Here is a 16,275-nt window from a genome sequence, read left to right as displayed (position 1 = left end):
AGAGGTCTCCTCTCCGAGGTATGCCAGTCAGTGACAAATCGACACACCGCGAAGAATCGCGGGACTGACTGACTCGAAGCCGCCTGCATCCGACCTGCGGCAACCCGGCCGCGTTCCGCGACGAGCTTGGGACACGCGCGGTTTGCCACAGTTCGGAACCGACACGGGCGCGACAAGCTGACGATCCAAGTCGAAACGCCGCCAAGCGCGCAGGTTTCATGAACATTCTCGATCCCAAAGGACCGGTTGCGTTCGGAAACTCGACGATCCTGATCGATTCCGTCGTGATCATGCTCGCGATCGTGGTGCCGACGATCATTGCGATCCTGGCCTTTGCGTTCTGGTTTCGCGCTTCCAATCCACGCGCGAAATATCGGCCGGAGTTCACGTATTCGGGAAAGATCGAGCTCGTCGTGTGGTCGATCCCGACGCTGACCATCATTCTGCTCGGCGGTGTCACCTGGATCGGCGCGCACCGGCTCGATCCCGCCGCACCGGTCGAAGGCACCGGCAGTCCCGTGCGAATCCAAGTCGTGTCGATGGACTGGAAATGGCTGTTCATCTACCCGGAACAGGGGATCGCCACGGTCAACTCGCTGACTGTGCCGGTCGGCGCTTCGCTCAAGTTCGAATTGACGTCGGCGAGCGTGATGAATGCGTTCTTCATCCCGCAGCTCGGCAGCATGATCTACACCATGAACGGCATGGTGACCCGGCTCAATCTGCGGGCCGACAGCGAAGGCGAGTTGCGCGGGCTGTCGTCACATTTCAGCGGCGACGGTTTTCCCGACATGATGTTTCCGGTGCATGTGGTGTCGCCGATCGCGTTTTCCGAATGGGCCGCCAAGACCGCTTCGACCGACCAAGAGCTGAACGCTGATAGTTACAAGAAGCTGATGAAACAGGCGCCGGTGAGCGGCTCGCTGAGTTATCGGCTGGCCGATCCGCTGCTGTTTGAGGCCATCAGCACGCAACGGATTCCGCCGCAGCCGGGACCGCATCCGACCACGGATGGGGCACAATCGTACATCGAGGCGAATTCGGGAGCCAACGCGATATGCTCGGCAAGCTCGACTGGTCGGCCATTCCGATCGATCAGCCAATTCCGCTGATCGCAGCCGCGATCGTGATGGTGGCGATCGTCGCCGTCCTGCTGTGGGCAGGTCTCAAGGGCTATTTCCCCTATCTCTGGCGAGAATGGATCACCAGCGTCGATCACAAGCGGATCGGCGTCATGTACATGTTGCTGGCGATGGTGATGCTGCTGCGCGGCGGCACCGACGCGATCATGATGCGCGCTCAGCAGGCGATCGCCTACCAATCGCCGGGTTACCTGCCGCCCGAGCATTACAATCAGATCTTCTCCGCGCACGGCACGATCATGATCTTCTTCGTCGCCATGCCGTTCGTGATCGGGCTGATGAATCTGGTGGTTCCGCTGCAGCTCGGGGTGCGGGACGTGGCGTTTCCGACGCTCAATTCGGTCGGCTTCTGGCTGACCGCGAGCGGGGCGCTGCTGGTCAACATCTCGCTGGTGGTCGGTGAATTTGCCCGCACCGGTTGGCTGCCGTTTCCACCGCTGTCCGAGCTCAGCTATTCGCCCGGCGTCGGCGTCGACTATTACGCCTGGGCGCTGCAGATCTCCGGCATCGGCACGCTGGTTGCCGGGATCAATCTCGTCACGACCGTGCTCAAGCTGCGGACACGCGGCATGACGTATTTGCGAATGCCGATGTTCTGCTGGACAACGCTCGCGTCCTGCCTGCTGATCGTCGCCGCGTTTCCGATCCTCACCGCCACGTTGGCGATGCTGCTGCTCGACCGCTATCTCGGCTTTCATTTCTTCACCAACGAAGCCGGCGGCAACATGATGATGTTCATGAACCTGATCTGGGCCTGGGGGCATCCGGAGGTTTACATCTTGGTGCTGCCGGCATTCGGGGTGTTTTCGGAAGTGGTGTCGACCTTCTCCGGCAAGCCGCTGTTCGGCTATCGGTCGATGGTGCTGGCGACGATGGCGATCTGCATTATCTCGTTCATGGTGTGGCTGCATCATTTCTTCACGATGGGGGCGGGAGCGACCGTCAACGCGGTGTTCGGCATCGCCAGCATGATTATCGCGGTGCCGACCGGGGTGAAGATCTTCAATTGGTTGTTCACGATGTATGGCGGTCGGATCAGGTTCGCGACGCCGATGCTGTGGGCGATCGGCTTCATGGTGACGTTCATCATCGGCGGGCTGACCGGCGTGTTGGTCGCGGTGCCACCGGCGGACTTCCAGCTCCACAACAGCGTGTTCCTGGTTGCGCACTTCCACAACGTCATCATCGGTGGCGTGCTGTTCGGCGCCTTCGCAGGCTACACCTACTGGTTCCCTAAGGCGTTCGGCTTCCGCCTGCACGAAGGACTCGGCAAGGCAGTGTTCTGGTTCACGCTGGTCGGGTTCTTCGTCACCTTCATGCCGCTTTACGTGGCCGGGCTGCTGGGCATGACGCGCCGTCTGCAGCACTACGACGTCGCGGCCTGGCACCCGTGGATGATCGTGGCCGGTGTCGGCACCGCCATCATGACGACTGCCGTGGTGCTGCAGATCGTGCAGTTCGCGGTCAGCATCCGGCGCCGCGACGAGCTGCGTGACCATACCGGAGATCCGTGGGACGGGCGCTCGCTGGAGTGGGCAACGTCGTCGCCGCCGCCGGTGTTCAATTTCGCGATCGATCCGGACGTGACCGGCGAAGACGCGTACTGGGTGAGCAAGCAGAAGGCGAGGGAACACGGCCTCGAAACGCTCAACCACGACTACCGCGACATCGAAATGCCGTGCAATTCCCCGACCGGGTTTGTCTGCGCGTTCTTCGCCACGGTGATGGGCTTCGCTTTGATCTGGCACATCTGGTGGATGGTGGTGCTTGGATTGATCGGCGCGTTCGCCACCTTCGTGGTGTTCGCCTGGCGCGACCGAGACGAATACGTCATCCCGGCCGCGGAGGTCGCGCGGATCGACAGCGCCAACATCGCCGAACGCCGAGCCGCGCTAGCGGCGGCGGGCCGCGCGTCATGACAGAGGCGACGTTGTCACACGGCCAGAGCGACCCGCACCAATTGCGCGGGCTGGAAACGGTCGGCGCCGGTCACGAGGGGCCGGCCCCGAAGCGGATCGTCGTCGGCTACGGCTTCTGGATCTTCCTGTTGTCCGACATCGTGATGTTCGCGTGTTTCTTCGCGAGCTATGCGGTGCTGTCCGGCGCGACGGCGGGCGGGCCGGGCGGCGCGCAACTGTTCGATCTGCGCAACGTTGCGGTTGAAACCGGGTGTCTGCTGCTGTCGAGCTTCACCTGTGGGCTGGCCAGCATCGCCTCCGCGGTGCGCAGCCAGCGCTGGTTCCAGCTCGCGATGGCGGTCACCGGATTGCTCGGTGTTACTTTCCTCGCCCTGGAACTACGCGAGTTCGCCGGCTTGGTCGGGCAGGGCGCCGGTCCGACCCGCAGTGCGTTTCTGTCGGCGTTCTTCACCCTGGTGGGATGCCATGGACTTCATGTCTCGGTGGGCGTGCTGTGGTTGCTCACGATGATGGCGCAGGTCTTTGCCAAGGGCTTTCGCGACGACATTTGCCGGCGGCTGCTGTGTTTCTCGCTGTTCTGGCACGCGCTCGACATCATCTGGGTGGCGATCTTCTCGATGGTCTATCTGCTCGGGAGCGCAACATGAGCGAGAAGCGCGTCGTCGATGATGCCGAGCCTTATGACGTTGCCCCCGGTGACGAGGAGGACGTCCGCGTCGGCCCGCGACTGCTGGGCTATGCGGTCGGGCTCGGGCTGTCGATCCTGCTGACTGCGACGTCGTTTTTCATCGCCGGCACCGATCTGGTCTGGCAGCCGAGCATTCCGGTGGCCATCACGGTGCTGGCGATTGCGCAGATGGGTGTGCAACTGGTGTTCTTCCTCCACATCACCACCGGACCGGACAACACCAACAATGTGATGGCGCTCGCTTTCGGCGTCTTGGTCGTGCTGCTGGTGGTCGGCGGCTCGATCTGGATCATGGGCCATCTCAACCACAACATGATGCCGGTCGAGCACATCATGCCCTCCGGCGGGTGACGTGGTCGCCGCCAAGCCTGTCCTGCGCCGCGCACCCGCGACGGTCAGAACTCTCCCGCGCGACACAATGCCGCCCGATCGTCCGCTGATCGGCGTGGTGCGCGCGCACCCGGCAAGGCATGTTCGCGCCGGCGAGTTCGCTGCGGATCTCCGATCCCATGTAGCGGGCACATCGATACGGGGAGAGTTGGATGTCCATCCTCAAGCGCACCTTGATCCTGCTCGGTCAGACCGCGTCGTCTGTCTCGGCCCGCCGCTACGCATTCCAACTGGCGCAACGGACCGGGACGGAGCTGGCTGGCCTGGCCGGACTCGATCCTTCGGCGATCGAAGCACCGATCCTCGGCGGCATCGGAATTTCGGCCTATCAGGCGAGGCTGGAGGATGAATTGAAGCGCCAGGCGGAGGAGGCGCAGCAGAGCTTGCGCGAGATTTTCGAGCGTGAATGCCGTGACCGCGGCCTGCCGTTTGCGTGGCTGGCGTTCGAAGGCGATCCGATCGATGCTTTCCAGCTCGCCAGCGAGACTCGGGATCTGGTGATTGCCGGACACGACACCGGCTATGCGGGCGATCTCAACGAGCCGCTGTCGGAGGTTCTCGCCAAATTGCTGCTGCGGACGCCGCGGCCGATGATCGTGTGTCCCGACGAACTGCCGCAAGGCGAGGATGTGCTGGTCGCCTATGACGGCAGCATCGCCGCGATGCGCGCGCTGCAGATGTTCGTGCTGCTCGGCCTCGGCGCCGAAAGACGCATCGTCGTCGCAGCGGTCGATCGCAGTGAGGAGACGGCCGAGCGCAACTGCGCGGCCGCGGCATCGTATTTGCGCAGCCACGGCTATCAGTCGGAGTCACATCCGCTTTCGTCGGGCGTCGACCCGTCGGAGGCGATCCGGATCGCGGTGGCCGATCGTAAAATCGGCACCCTGGTGATGGGCGCATACGGACGTCGCGGATTTCGCGAGGCGCTGTTCGGTTCGACCACGGACGAACTCGTTGCGAGTCCGCCGTGCTCGCTGTTTCTGTATCACTGACGCGCGTCTCGACGACAGGCCGGCGACGCGTCGATACGCTGCGATCATAGAGCGCTGACGATCTGCGCGATGCTCTGCCAGGTCCGGTCGTGCAGCTTGCGGGTCTTTTCGAAGATCGCCTTGATCGATTTCAGCGCCTTGTCGCTGGAGGTCGAAAACGTTCCCAGCCGGACTTGTTCGGACGCGATACGTCCGACGACTTCGTCCAGCTCGCGCTTGGCTTGTTCGACCGCTGCGCTGGATTCCAGCTTCAGCTTTGCAAATGCGTCTTCGAGCGCCGTCCTGCGACCGGTCGTCTCCGGCGCTTGATGCACGTTGGAGAGGTTGCCCAGTCGTGCCAGCAAGAACGAGCGGATTTCTTGGTGCGCCTTGCTCCATTCGTTCGACAGCCAAGCCACGGTGACGTCGGCGACGTCCGCCGGAATCGAAGGCCGCGAGGACAGCGCATCGAGCCGCTCGGCGAACACGCTGCGGATCGACAGCAATTCGGCCACTGCCCGATGAGCGGCGATCCGCTCGTCGCCTTCCAGGTGAATGGCCCAGCTGTGCAGCGAGGACGCGAGCATGTCGATCTCGTCCCGCTTGTCCTTGATCCAGGCGACCGGCTCGGATTGGCTGACGCTAGCCTCCATGCTCTCTCACCTCCGACTGATCAGGGCCGGCGGAGAGGGGCTGCGCTGTGCGATCCAGCTCACCCGCCGAAAAATCGATGAACGAAACGGTAGCGTTTTGTTATATGATTGTCGATGGGGAGTTGCCGGACCGGGCTGTCGTGGGATACGGCGTCACCAGGGAGAATACGAGCACGCTGGCCTTGGTCTGTGGCTCCTTTTCCAATGGAACATCCGCCGGCGGCATGGCTTGCCTTCGGGAGACAGTTATAATGCTGCTCAATTCTCGCAATCGGAGACGACGCAAACGATGAAGATCGCAGCGAAGAAGTCCGCTGCAAAGGCGCCCGTCGCCAGATCCCGGGGTGGACGCCCGACCCGAACCGCCGCACTTCAGCGCGACCTCAGGCTGCTCGATGTGGCCACCCGCCTGTTCATGGAGCGCGGCTTCGACGCCACCACGATTGACGCAGTGGCGGAGGAGGCGCGCGTCTCCAAGCTGACCGTCTATTCCCGCTATACCGACAAGCGAGGGCTGTTCGAAGCGGCCCTTCGGCGGGAGATCGCGCATTGGCTGGCTCCTTTGTCGAATGGCGTCGAGGAACGCCGCAACAACCCCTCCAACGGGTCGCTCGAAGCGTGGTTCGTCTCGATCGGCCGGCAGATCCAGGATGTCGGTTCGGCCCCGCGCGTGACCGCGATCATGCGCACGCTGTCGTTTCAGGCGACGAATTTCCCGGATCTGGCTCGGCTGGCCTACGAGGAGGGCTGGGGACGCGCGGTGTCGACGCTGGCGGAGCTGTTCGATCACTTCAACGAACAGGGGCTGGTTCGGGTGCCTGATGCCGCCGCAGCCGCCGAGACCTTTCTCAACATTGTGGTCGGTCCCTTGAGCCGGCTGACGATGTTCAACATCGCGATCGACGAGAAGACGCGGGACCGGCAACTCCGTCTGGCCGTGAAACTGTTTCTGAACGGCATTCGTCCCAGCTGAGTCCCTGCGGCGGTGCGGCCGCTTGACCGCGTCGCGCGGCGTCTTTTCCAGCAATCACAAAGTGGAGAGATCGCCCCGAACTCGGGGGGTCGAGGCTGGATGGTGCGGCGTGTCGATTGACATAACGAAACGAACTGGTACCGTATCGTTCTGGCGCCCCAGCGCCATCGCGGCTCGCGGACTGCTGTACTCCCACGTAGTTCGTGAACCGACGCGGCCGATCGCATGCCGCCCCACGCGATCGGCCGCGTTCTTCATTTGTGGCGGTGGTTTTCACGCTCACGGGCGCAGCCCAGAGCCGATCTCATGCGCGCCTTTTTCTTAGCAATCGTCGCCTGTTTCTTCGTGCTGGCGCCGCCCCCATTGTTGGCCGCACGCGATGCGGTGGCGATTGGTGCCGGCCAGACGGATGAAGGGCGGGACGCCGATCAGCCCGACTCCGATAAACTTGAAATGGTGCGCGCCGCGCCGGTCTCGCTTGGACAGGCGATCACGATTGCCGAGAAGCTGCACCCGGGGACCAAGAGCGTGCGGATAGAAGCTGACATCGTCAGCAATGCGTTGGTCTACCGCGTCCGCACGGCGCGCGACGGACAGGTTTGGGTCAGTGTCGTGTCGGGCAATTCCGGAGCGGTGGTCGGCGTGCCGTCGGACTCGTCGCCGGTGCGGGCTGCCGCCGACGAGCAGCGCGAGCTCGCATTATTGCAATCGATCGGCCCCGGCCTGTCGGATGCGGTGGCGGTCGCCGAACGGTCGACGCGCGGGCGTGCCGTGCTCGGCGAGCTCGTGGTGGAGCAGGGACGGCTCAAATTCGCCGTGGTGGTGCTGGCCGGTGACGCGCTCAAGGAAGTCGTGCTGGAGCCGCCCGGTGCGCGCTTGCGCCGGCCTCCGACCGCCCGTCCTGGAGCCGCGCCGGAGCGGACGGCCGTGCCGTCGCGGAAGCAACCGTCGTGACTGGCGCCTCGGCATCCGCGCTGGCGGCGCTCGCCGGCTCCGCGATCGGCGGACTGGCGACGCTGAGTACCACTTGGTTGTCCCAGAACTACCAGACGCGCAGCGCACGTTTCGCGCAGGAGAGCGCCCGGCGCGAAAGGCTGTTCGGCGAGTTCATCGACCAGGCGTCGAAGCTCTATGTCGACGCGCTGATCCATTCGCTCGACGATCCGACCAAGTTCATTGAGATCTACGCGCTGATCGGCAAACTGCGGCTGTTCGCAACGCCGAAAACCGTTGCAGAAGCCGAACGTCTGATCGAGCTCATCGTCGAGATCTACGACCGTCCGCCGCTAGACTTGCACGATCTCCAACGGCTGGACCGCGACACTTTCGATCTGCTGCGGCCATTTACCGAAGCCTGCCGCGCCGAATTGATGTCCGGCGCGTCGTAACCTGCTGTGGGTGCGCGAACGAATTGCGCGATGACCTGAAGGCGCGGGGTGCCGCTAGGCACAGTCCAGTTCTTTGGCTTTCGTCATGAGGCGATCTTCACCACCACTTTGCCGAGTGCCTCGCGGCCGGCGAGCGTCTTGAACGCGGTACGAAAATCCTCGAGCGCGAACACCGACTCGATCGCGGGCTTCAGTTCCCGGTTGCTGAGCAGCCGATTGAGATCCGCCATGCAGCGTTGAAACGCGGCCGGTTCGCGCCGAGGCACTTGCGCAAGATCGACGCCGAGCAGGCTGCCGCCTTTGAGCAGCGGCAGGTTGAACGGCAGCGCCGGAATGCTGCCCGCCGCGAACCCGACGACAATGTGCCGGCCGTTCCAGGCGATCGAGCGAAATGCATCGACCGAAATCGGTCCGCCGACCGGATCGAAGATGACGTCGGCGCCGTGACCCTGGGTCATGGCCTTGAACGTTTCACGCCAGTCCGGTTGCGTGTAGTCGATCGCGGCGTCGGCACCGAGGCCGAGCGCGAAGTCCCGCTTCTGCGTGGTCGACGCTGCGGCGATGACACGCGCGCCGAGCAGCTTGCCGATCTGGATCGCAGCCGTGCCGACGCCGCCGGCGGCGCCGAGCACCAGCAGGATCTCGCCTTGCTTCAGCGCCGCGCGTTCGACGAGCGCGTAGTACGAGGTCAGGTAATTGGCCCGGAACGAGGCGCCTTCCTCGGGCGAGATGCCGTCCGGCAGGCGGCTGACGGCCTCGGTGGGAACCACGATGTACTCGGCGAGCGCACCGGAGCGCGTCATGCCCATCACCGCCATGCCGGCTGCGTAGTCCGCGACATCGTCTCCGACCGCATCGATCACGCCGGCGAATTCGGTGCCGGGCACGAACGGCAACGGATCCTTGGTCTGGTAGCGCCCTTGCACCTTGAGGCCGTCGACAAAGCCGATGCCGACCGCCTGAACCCGAACGCGCACGGAGCCCGGCTTCACGGCCGGCCGGGCGATCTGCTTCAGTTCGATGTCGTCGATCGAGGCGTACTGCTCGACGACGACGGCTTTCATCATGGATTCAAGATCTGGCAAGGGTGGTGCTCCTTCTGAGCGATGGAACGGGGGCGGCCTTTGGGGCGCAGAGGGGTGACGAGCCGTCTGCCCTCACGCTCCCTTCGGAGCGACCGGGGCATTGCTGCGATGTGATGGCCGGCGCCAGACGCTGCGCGCGCCGTTGCGTTTGGAGTGGCGAGATGGTCGATCCCTTCTTTGGCTGATGCTTGCGCCGGGGATTTGTATCGAACCGGGAGCGGCGCTGTGCGCCGTCACCTCGCAGCGGACGTAACAGGCGATGGCCGGCGCGTCCATAAACACGTCGCGCTGCATGATTTGATTTGCCGTGCGGCGGGATGAGCGCGTCTGCGGCGAAGCAGCGGGACCGTTCGAGGGGATTCCGCGGCTGCGGTCTACAGCTCTCGCAGGCGCCGCGCGTCGCGCATCCGGCTGGAGTAGGTCTTGATGGTGTGGAAGGCCGCCACTGGATTGTGGGCGAGCACTCGATCTTTGACCACCAGCGTCGTCACCGGCGCTTCGGCATGGCGGATGAACAGCGAGTCGTGGCCGACGCACAGGCCCATGATGATGTTGAGCTGGGTGTGCTCGCGATTGAGCAACCGGGCCTGCAACACCGGATTGCAGCACGCTTCGTGGCCGGCTTTGATCTTCAGCTCTTCCGGCACGCCGATCTCGGTCTTGTCGATCGAGCCCACCTTGCACAGGGCGGTTCGGGTTTCGAAACCGGCGAGCCGGAGCACGTCGACAAGCAGCTTGGTCTCTTCGATCAGCCCGATGCAGGTGGCGATGCCGATCCGGGTCGCGCCGATCCGGCGGGCGAACGCGACGGTCTCTTCGACGCGGTTGAGCTTGCAGTAATACTGACCCTCGATCTCCGCCGCGGCGCGGGCCAGCGTCGCATCGATGGTGTCGCCGGCATACAGCCCGACCAGCTCCTGGCGTTCCTCCGGCGCCAAATCGGTCGTCGCGCAGATGCCCGGATAACGCTTGTCGAGACGATAGCAGTTGAACTGCCCGCATTCTGAGCAGGTGATGTCGTCGGGATTCGGCTTGGCCATGATGAGCGATCCTGATGAAAGATAGTCGGCTCGAACTAAGCGACCACAGCGGCGCCTGCAATGCGACGCTCGGATGAGAGCCTGCAGTCGCGAAAGCGGCGCACGAACAGCGCACGCGAGCGGATGGTCATATTTGCTGCGATCAGCATCATCGTTCTGCCGGAGCGGCGTGCGCGAGAAAGCGGTTCTCCACGGTCTGTCGCTCTGCTGCGGCACGCACATGCGACGCGCGAGACGTTCTCCGTTCGGCACGACATTTGAAATCGCGTTTCATTGACCTGGTATCAGCCGGGCTCGATCATGGCGCGACTAAATCTCGTCGGCGGGATCGGCCGCAACGGATTGATGGCCTCGCTGATCGTCACCGCGCATCGCGCGGGAGGACTCTTGAACTGAAGGGGATAAAGATGGGCAACCACACAGGCCGGGCGATCAGCCGGCGGTCCGTGCTCCTCGGCGCGGCGGCGGGCGTCGTCGCAGCGCCGGTCGGGGCGTTCGGCATTCAGGCGTTTCCGGCGGCGCCGATCGGCTACGATCTCTCGGACTTCCCGATCTGCCGGACCTCCGGCGACGTGACGCCGCTCACCGGCGCGCCGCGCAAGTTGAAACTGTCGTGGAACGCCAATTCGGTGTGCTCGGTGCAGGTGCCGGTCGCGGTCGACTACGAGTTCTTCAAGAAACAGAATCTCGACGTCGAGCTGGTGAATTTCTCCGGCTCGACCGATCAGTTGCTCGAAGCGATCGCCACCGGCAAGAGCGACGTCGGTGTCGGCATGGCGCTGCGTTGGTTGAAGCCGCTGGAGCAGGGGTTCGACGTCAAGATCGTTGCCGGCACTCACGGCGGCTGCCTGCGGGCGATCGCGCCGACCGGGTCGGAGATCAGCAAGGTCACCGATCTCAAAGGCAAGGTGGTGGCGATCGACGATCAGGCCGGTCCGGGCAAGAACTTCTTCTCGATTCAGCTCGCCAAGGCCGGTGTCGATCCGGCCAGGGATGTCGAGTGGAAGCAGTATCCGGGCAATCTGGTGCGCCTCGCGGTGGAGAAGGGCGAGGCGCAGGCGGCATTGGCGTCCGATCCGCTCGCGCACGCCTTCCTCAAGGACGGCGAGTTCAAGGAGATCGGCTCCAATCTCGACGGGGTCTACCGGAATGTGAGCTGCTGCATCGTCGGCGTGCGCGGCAGCCTGATCCGCGACGAGCCGCTGGTGGCGCGCGCGGTGACCCAGGCGCTGCTCGACGCGGCGGAGTTCTCCGCCAACAATCCCGAGCAGGCGACGAAGTCGTTTCTGCCCTACGCGCCGAAGATCGTGACCGAAGACGATGTGCGGGCGCTGATCAAGTATCACACCCATCACCATCACCCGGTCGGGGAGCAGCTCAAGAGCGAGCTGAAGCTCTACGCCGAGGATCTCAAGGCCGTCTCGGTGATCAAGCGTTCGACCGACACCAGCAAATTTGCGGACAAGATCTATGCCGACGTATTCCGTGTCTGACGCGCTCGAACTCGATGTCGGGACGCAGCTTGCGTCCCGCACCTCGTCGCTGCTCCGCGCGGTGCGCGGTCATGCGATCGGCTTCGCCGCCGGCCTCGGCTGGGCGGCGTTCGGATTGTCGTGCCTGTGGCGGGACGACATCGGCGACTGGTCGCGCACCCAGGAGGTGGCGATTGCCGGCTTCGCGATCGGCGGCGCGATCGCGCTGGCTGCGGCGGTCGGCTTGTGGTCGCGCGCAGTCGGCGGAGCTGTGCAGCGGCGCGCGCCGTGGCTGCTGCTGATCGGCCTGCTGCTCGCGGCCTGGGAAGTGGTGACCGCGAAGCTCGGGCTGTTGCCGCAGCCGTTCTTCCCGCCGCCGCAGGCGATCGTCGAGGTCTACACCGACGATCTGCCGAAGCTGGTGGAGAGTGTGTTCGCTTCCGTGAAGCTGCAGCTCGGCGGCTATCTGATCGGCGCGGCGGTCGGGTTCGTCACCGGCGTGTCGATCGGCTGGTCGCGCGCGGTCGGCTATTGGGTGCATCCGGTGCTGCGCTTCATCGGCCCGCTGCCGGCGACCGCATGGCTGCCGATCGCGTTCTTCGCGTTTCCGTCGAGCTGGAGTGCATCGACCTTCCTGATCGCGCTCGCGACCGGCTTTCCTGTGACGGTGCTGACTTGGTCGGGCGTCGCCAGCGTGTCGAGCGCTTACTACGACGTCGCGCGCACGCTCGGCGCCAAGCCGTCTTTCCTGGTGTTCAAGGTCGCGATCCCGGCGGCGCTGCCGCACGTCTTCGTCGGTCTATTCATGGGGCTCGGCGCGTCGTTCGCGGTGCTGGTGGTGGCGGAGATGATGGGCGTGAAGTCCGGGCTCGGCTGGTATCTGCAATGGGCACAGGGCTGGGCCGCTTACGCCAACATGTACGCCGCGCTGCTGGTGATGTCGCTGCTGTGCTCCGGCGCCATCACCGCGTTGTTCAAGGTCCGTGACCGCTTGCTGGTCTGGCAGAAGGGAGTCGTGAAATGGTGAGCGCCGCCGCATTGAAGCCGCAGCCGCAAGCTGCCGGCGCAGCGCTCGACGTGGTCGACGTCAGTCACCATTTCGACATCGACGGCGCCGCGCTGCCGGTGCTCGATCACGTCACGCTGAGCGCCGCGCCGGGCGAGTTCGTCGCGCTGCTCGGGCCCTCGGGCTGTGGCAAATCCACGCTGCTGCGGCTGGTCGCCGGGCTCGAACCGCCGCGCGCCGGCCGGCTGCTCGAAGACGGCCGCGTCATTGCCGGGCCGCATCCGTCGCGCGTCGTCGTGTTCCAGGATCCGACGCTGTTTCCGTGGCGGACGGTGTGGAAGAACGTCGCGCTCGGGCTGGAGGCGCAGGGCATCATCAAGTCCGAGCGTCACCGCGTCGATGCGGCGCTGGCGATGGTCGGGCTCAGCGGCTTTTCCAATGCCTATCCGCATCAGCTCTCGGGCGGTATGGCGCAGCGGGTGTCGCTGGCCCGGGCGCTGGTCAACGATCCCGACATCCTGGTGCTCGACGAGCCGCTCGGCAAGCTCGACTCGCTGACCCGGCTCAGCATGCAGACCGAGATCGTGTCGCTGTGGCAGCGCCAGGGTTTCACCACGCTGCTGGTGACCCACGACGTCGAGGAGGCGCTGTTCCTGGCGCAGCGCGTGGTGGTGTTCAGCGAACGCCCGGCCAAGCTGAAGGCCGATATCCAGGTCGACCGGCCGTATCCCCGCCATCGCGGCGACCCGCATCTGGCCGACCTGCGCCGCCAGATCCTCGGCCTGCTCGGCCTCGACGCCACCTGGTGATCGAGGCGGGCGGCGATCCGCCGCTCGGGCTTGACCAGGCTGACGCGGCCGTCGAAGAACATCCGGCAAATTCGTGGAAAACGAACCGGAGGGACGATGCCGCATCTGGTGGTGGACTATTCGGCCGATCATCTCGGCCGCGGCCGCATCGCGCCGCTGCTGGAGCAACTCGCCGTCACCGCCGCGGCGACCGGCGTGATGCAGGCCGCCGACATCAAGGCGCGGGCGCGCGGCTTCGACGACTATCTGGTGGGCGGCAAGCGCGACAGCTTCGTGCATCTTGCCGTGTTCATGCTGGCGGGCCGCACGCCGGAGCAGAAGGTCGCGCTCAGCGTCGCGCTGCGCCAGACCCTGGTCGAGCATTGCCCCGACATTCATAGCCTCAGCGTCGACATCCGCGACATGGACCCGGAGGCCTACAAGAAGCGGCTGAAACCGGCGTAGGGCGTTTGGTCGCGGCCTTCAGCGGCGCAGCAGCGCTATCATCTCGCGCCAATGATAGATCCGCAGCTTCGGCGCATCGATCCGCGCCGCCGCGATCATCGCTGCCGCAACGTCGCCGGCGTCGATCCCGCGAAACCGATCGGCCGCGCCGCGCAGCAGCGGATTGATCAGGCGGGCCAGCGCGATGAACAGCCCTTCCAACGGGCGGTATTCGCTGCGCTCGCCGATCAGCATCGACGGGCGGAAGATCGCGGTGCGCGGAAAGCCGAGCGCGATGATGTCGCGTTCGGTCTCGCCCTTGGTACGCAGATAGAACGCCTGCGATGCGGCGTCGGCGCCGACTGCGGTGACCAGCAACACCGCCGCGGCGCCGGCCTCCTGCGCGATCCGCGCCGCCGCGACCGGATAGTCGTGGTCGATCTTGTAGTACGCGGCCTCGTCCGGCGTCTGCTTGCGCGTGGTGCCGAGCGCGATGAACACCTCGTCGGCCTTCAGCTGCGCGGCCAGCGCCTGCAGGCGGTCGAGGTCGCCGATCAGCACCGTCAGCTTCGGATCGGTGAAGGTCAGCGGCCGCCGCACCACGGCGATCACCCTCACATAGTCGGCGCTGTCCAGCAGCCCGCGGAGCAGCTTCGATCCGATCAACCCGGTGGCGCCGAACACGAGCGCGGTTTTCAAGGCGGAGCTGTCGCCGGAGCTGGTCATGGCCGGCAGGATTGCACAGGGGCAGGGGGACGGCAACGCCAGGGCGTAAGCGGCCTGCGGCGAAGATTTGGCTGCAGGCGTCTCATCAACCGTTCCAGCACCGTTCCGGACGTGCGGCGGCATGACGCGCTCGTCGGCCCGAGGGGATTTTCACTTGGCTAAAATTGCACCGAGTGTGTGGTGGATTTAGACAGCCGATGGAGGCACAACACACGGGCTTCAGTGTGTGAGGTCGTGACGTTCGAAATGCCGGGTTCGGTTGTCAGAATAACGTTGTCCCTGATCGGGCCAGGCATCATCGGCGTATTCGGCCTCGCGTTTCTCGCGGCCTGGAGCTACGACCGGCGGCGGCCTTATCTCGCTCTTCTGGCGGCGGCGTGTGCCCTGTTCGCGCTCGGCGCGACGAGCCAGATTCTCTACTGGCCGCGTGACACCGGCCTCAACGCGATGGTGTCGGGCGCGCTCTACACCTGCGCCGTGATCGCGGCGGTCGAAGGCGTGCTGATCCGCTCGGGCAGGGCGCTGGGCTGGTGGATCGATGTCGCGATCTTCGCCGCGTTTTCGCTGGCGCTGTATTACTTCTTCTACGTCGATCGCAGTCTCTTGGCGCGCATCTATGTGCAGAATTTCGGCTACGGACTGCTGCTGTGCGTCGCCGCGCTCAGGCTTGCGCATCTCAGACACGGCCGCGTGGTGGACCGCATCCTGTTCTGGACGCTGCTGCTGTTCGGGCTGCACTTCTTTCCCCGCACCGTCTTCACGGTCGGCGCCTCGCCGCCGTCGGGTGGACCGCTGGCGGTCGCCGACTCGGTGTTCTGGCAGACGCTGCAATTGTCGCTCGCCGTGCTGGGCGCCGCCTTGGCGATGGCCATCCTGGCTGCGGCGGTGTCCGACCTGATCGATGATCTGCGCCGCGAACGCGACCTCGACCATCTCACCGGGCTGCTCAACCGCCGCGGATTCGAGGCGGAGATCGCGGCGCCGATGCGCCGCGCGCCCGAAGGCGCTGCGCTGATCCTGTGCGACGTCGACCATTTCAAGTCGATCAACGACACGTTCGGTCACGACGTCGGCGACGCCGTGCTGCAGGAGATCGGCGCGATCCTGCGCAGAACCGCCCGCAAGGGCGATCTCGTCGGCCGCTGGGGCGGCGAGGAATTCGCAGTGTTCCTGCCGGACACCTCGTTGTCCGAAGCCACCGCATGCGCCGAACGGCTCCGGCAGACGATCCGGCAGGGTAAAATTCCCGGTCTGGACACCCGGCCCGTGACTGCGAGCTTCGGGGTGGCCACGACCCGCGAGGCCGGCGATTGGGCAGCGCTCTACAAGACGGCGGACAGTCGGCTCTACCGGGCCAAGGCAGCGGGCCGGGACCGCACCGTCGATCGCGGGATGTAGTTGCGTCGGCCGGTAGCCCGGATAAGCGAAGCGAGATCCGGGAATAGCATCTCAGCGGCGCTAGCCTGCGCGCTCGAGACGAGCTTCGCCACTCTTTCGGGCTCACACTGTCAAACAGCCACGGCGTCGCGATCTCGCGGCTCTGTCGAGCCCGAGCTTTGCGCCCGTCGTCGTCACGACGAGGGGCGGGGG

General features: G+C 65.0%; 17 protein-coding genes. 13 read left to right on the top strand and 4 right to left on the bottom strand.

The window, feature by feature from the left end:
- The first annotated feature begins 218 nt into the window (after positions 1-218).
- The 5 genes from DY468_RS19730 to DY468_RS19710 all read left to right on the top strand — a co-directional run bounded on the left by DY468_RS19730 (position 219) and on the right by DY468_RS19710 (position 5,131).
- Positions 219-1,112: a cytochrome ubiquinol oxidase subunit II family protein gene (locus tag DY468_RS19730; RefSeq protein WP_246701056.1), complete on the top strand. Its 894-nt coding sequence runs from the start codon at positions 219-221 to the stop codon at positions 1,110-1,112.
- A complete protein-coding gene (cyoB, locus tag DY468_RS19725) occupies positions 1,058-3,061 on the top strand; it encodes a cytochrome o ubiquinol oxidase subunit I (RefSeq protein WP_164606550.1) in 2,004 nt (667 codons plus the stop codon). Before DY468_RS19730 ends, cyoB begins: the two co-directional genes overlap by 55 nt.
- The gene (locus DY468_RS19720; protein WP_164606548.1) at positions 3,058-3,708 is read left to right on the top strand and encodes a cytochrome (ubi)quinol oxidase subunit III; all 651 of its coding nucleotides are present in this window, start codon (positions 3,058-3,060) and stop codon (positions 3,706-3,708) included. Before cyoB ends, DY468_RS19720 begins: the two co-directional genes overlap by 4 nt.
- On the top strand, positions 3,705-4,100 hold the full coding sequence (cyoD, locus tag DY468_RS19715) for a cytochrome o ubiquinol oxidase subunit IV (protein ID WP_164606546.1): 396 nt from the start codon (positions 3,705-3,707) through the stop codon (positions 4,098-4,100). Before DY468_RS19720 ends, cyoD begins: the two co-directional genes overlap by 4 nt.
- Before the next feature lie 191 nt (positions 4,101-4,291).
- Positions 4,292-5,131 carry a universal stress protein gene (locus DY468_RS19710; RefSeq protein ID WP_164606544.1) on the top strand — a complete coding sequence of 280 codons (840 nt, stop codon included), beginning with the start codon at positions 4,292-4,294 and terminating at the stop codon, positions 5,129-5,131.
- Positions 5,132-5,175: 44 nt separating this feature from the next.
- Here DY468_RS19710 and DY468_RS19705 read toward each other — a convergent pair whose 3' ends face one another.
- Entirely contained in the window at positions 5,176-5,763 is a 588-nt protein-coding gene (locus DY468_RS19705; protein ID WP_164606542.1) for a hypothetical protein, read from the bottom strand.
- Here DY468_RS19705 and DY468_RS19700 point away from each other — a divergent pair.
- From DY468_RS19700 to DY468_RS19690, 3 genes are all read left to right on the top strand, one after another.
- A complete protein-coding gene (locus tag DY468_RS19700; RefSeq protein WP_246701055.1) occupies positions 5,762-6,736 on the top strand; it encodes a TetR/AcrR family transcriptional regulator in 975 nt (324 codons plus the stop codon). The two genes, DY468_RS19705 and DY468_RS19700, sit on opposite strands and share 2 nt — an antisense overlap.
- 225 nt (positions 6,737-6,961) lie before the next feature.
- Complete coding sequence (locus DY468_RS19695) at positions 6,962-7,690, top strand: PepSY domain-containing protein (RefSeq protein WP_246701054.1); 729 nt, start codon at positions 6,962-6,964, stop codon at positions 7,688-7,690.
- The gene (locus tag DY468_RS19690; protein WP_164606540.1) at positions 7,687-8,124 is read left to right on the top strand and encodes a hypothetical protein; all 438 of its coding nucleotides are present in this window, start codon (positions 7,687-7,689) and stop codon (positions 8,122-8,124) included. Before DY468_RS19695 ends, DY468_RS19690 begins: the two co-directional genes overlap by 4 nt.
- An 83-nt stretch (positions 8,125-8,207) precedes the next feature.
- Here the strand turns inward: DY468_RS19690 and DY468_RS19685 are convergent, their stop codons facing one another.
- Both DY468_RS19685 and DY468_RS19680 read right to left on the bottom strand, forming a co-directional pair.
- The gene (locus DY468_RS19685) at positions 8,208-9,188 is read right to left on the bottom strand and encodes an NADPH:quinone oxidoreductase family protein (protein ID WP_164606538.1); all 981 of its coding nucleotides are present in this window, start codon (positions 9,186-9,188) and stop codon (positions 8,208-8,210) included.
- A 395-nt stretch (positions 9,189-9,583) separates the two neighbouring features.
- Positions 9,584-10,249 carry a DUF1847 domain-containing protein gene (locus DY468_RS19680; protein WP_164606536.1) on the bottom strand — a complete coding sequence of 222 codons (666 nt, stop codon included), beginning with the start codon at positions 10,247-10,249 and terminating at the stop codon, positions 9,584-9,586.
- 407 nt (positions 10,250-10,656) lie between these two features.
- Between DY468_RS19680 and DY468_RS19675 the strand changes: the two genes are divergently transcribed.
- The 4 genes from DY468_RS19675 (at position 10,657) to DY468_RS19660 (ending at position 13,980) form a co-directional block, all read left to right on the top strand.
- Complete coding sequence (locus tag DY468_RS19675; RefSeq protein ID WP_164606534.1) at positions 10,657-11,742, top strand: ABC transporter substrate-binding protein; 1,086 nt, start codon at positions 10,657-10,659, stop codon at positions 11,740-11,742.
- Positions 11,720-12,748: an ABC transporter permease gene (locus DY468_RS19670; RefSeq protein WP_164606532.1), complete on the top strand. Its 1,029-nt coding sequence runs from the start codon at positions 11,720-11,722 to the stop codon at positions 12,746-12,748. Before DY468_RS19675 ends, DY468_RS19670 begins: the two co-directional genes overlap by 23 nt.
- Positions 12,742-13,536 carry an ABC transporter ATP-binding protein gene (locus DY468_RS19665; RefSeq protein ID WP_164606530.1) on the top strand — a complete coding sequence of 265 codons (795 nt, stop codon included), beginning with the start codon at positions 12,742-12,744 and terminating at the stop codon, positions 13,534-13,536. Before DY468_RS19670 ends, DY468_RS19665 begins: the two co-directional genes overlap by 7 nt.
- Before the next feature lie 96 nt (positions 13,537-13,632).
- Positions 13,633-13,980 (top strand): 5-carboxymethyl-2-hydroxymuconate Delta-isomerase, encoded by a 348-nt coding sequence (locus DY468_RS19660; RefSeq protein ID WP_164606528.1) that lies wholly within the window; start codon positions 13,633-13,635, stop codon positions 13,978-13,980.
- Between the two features lie 18 nt (positions 13,981-13,998).
- On the opposite strand, the gene DY468_RS19655 is transcribed toward DY468_RS19660, so the two are convergent.
- Positions 13,999-14,685, bottom strand: coding sequence for an oxidoreductase (locus tag DY468_RS19655; RefSeq protein ID WP_164606526.1), 687 nt, complete (start codon positions 14,683-14,685; stop codon positions 13,999-14,001).
- A gap of 273 nt (positions 14,686-14,958) precedes the next feature.
- On the opposite strand from DY468_RS19655, the gene DY468_RS19650 reads away from it, so the two are divergent.
- Complete coding sequence (locus tag DY468_RS19650; protein ID WP_246701053.1) at positions 14,959-16,083, top strand: GGDEF domain-containing protein; 1,125 nt, start codon at positions 14,959-14,961, stop codon at positions 16,081-16,083.
- Positions 16,084-16,275 lie beyond the last annotated feature (192 nt).

Source organism: Rhodopseudomonas sp. BR0M22 (assembly GCF_010907035.1).
Taxonomy (GTDB): domain Bacteria; phylum Pseudomonadota; class Alphaproteobacteria; order Rhizobiales; family Xanthobacteraceae; genus Rhodopseudomonas.
Note: the sequence above shows the minus strand (reverse complement) of the source record. Positions and strands in the feature narration are given on the sequence as shown.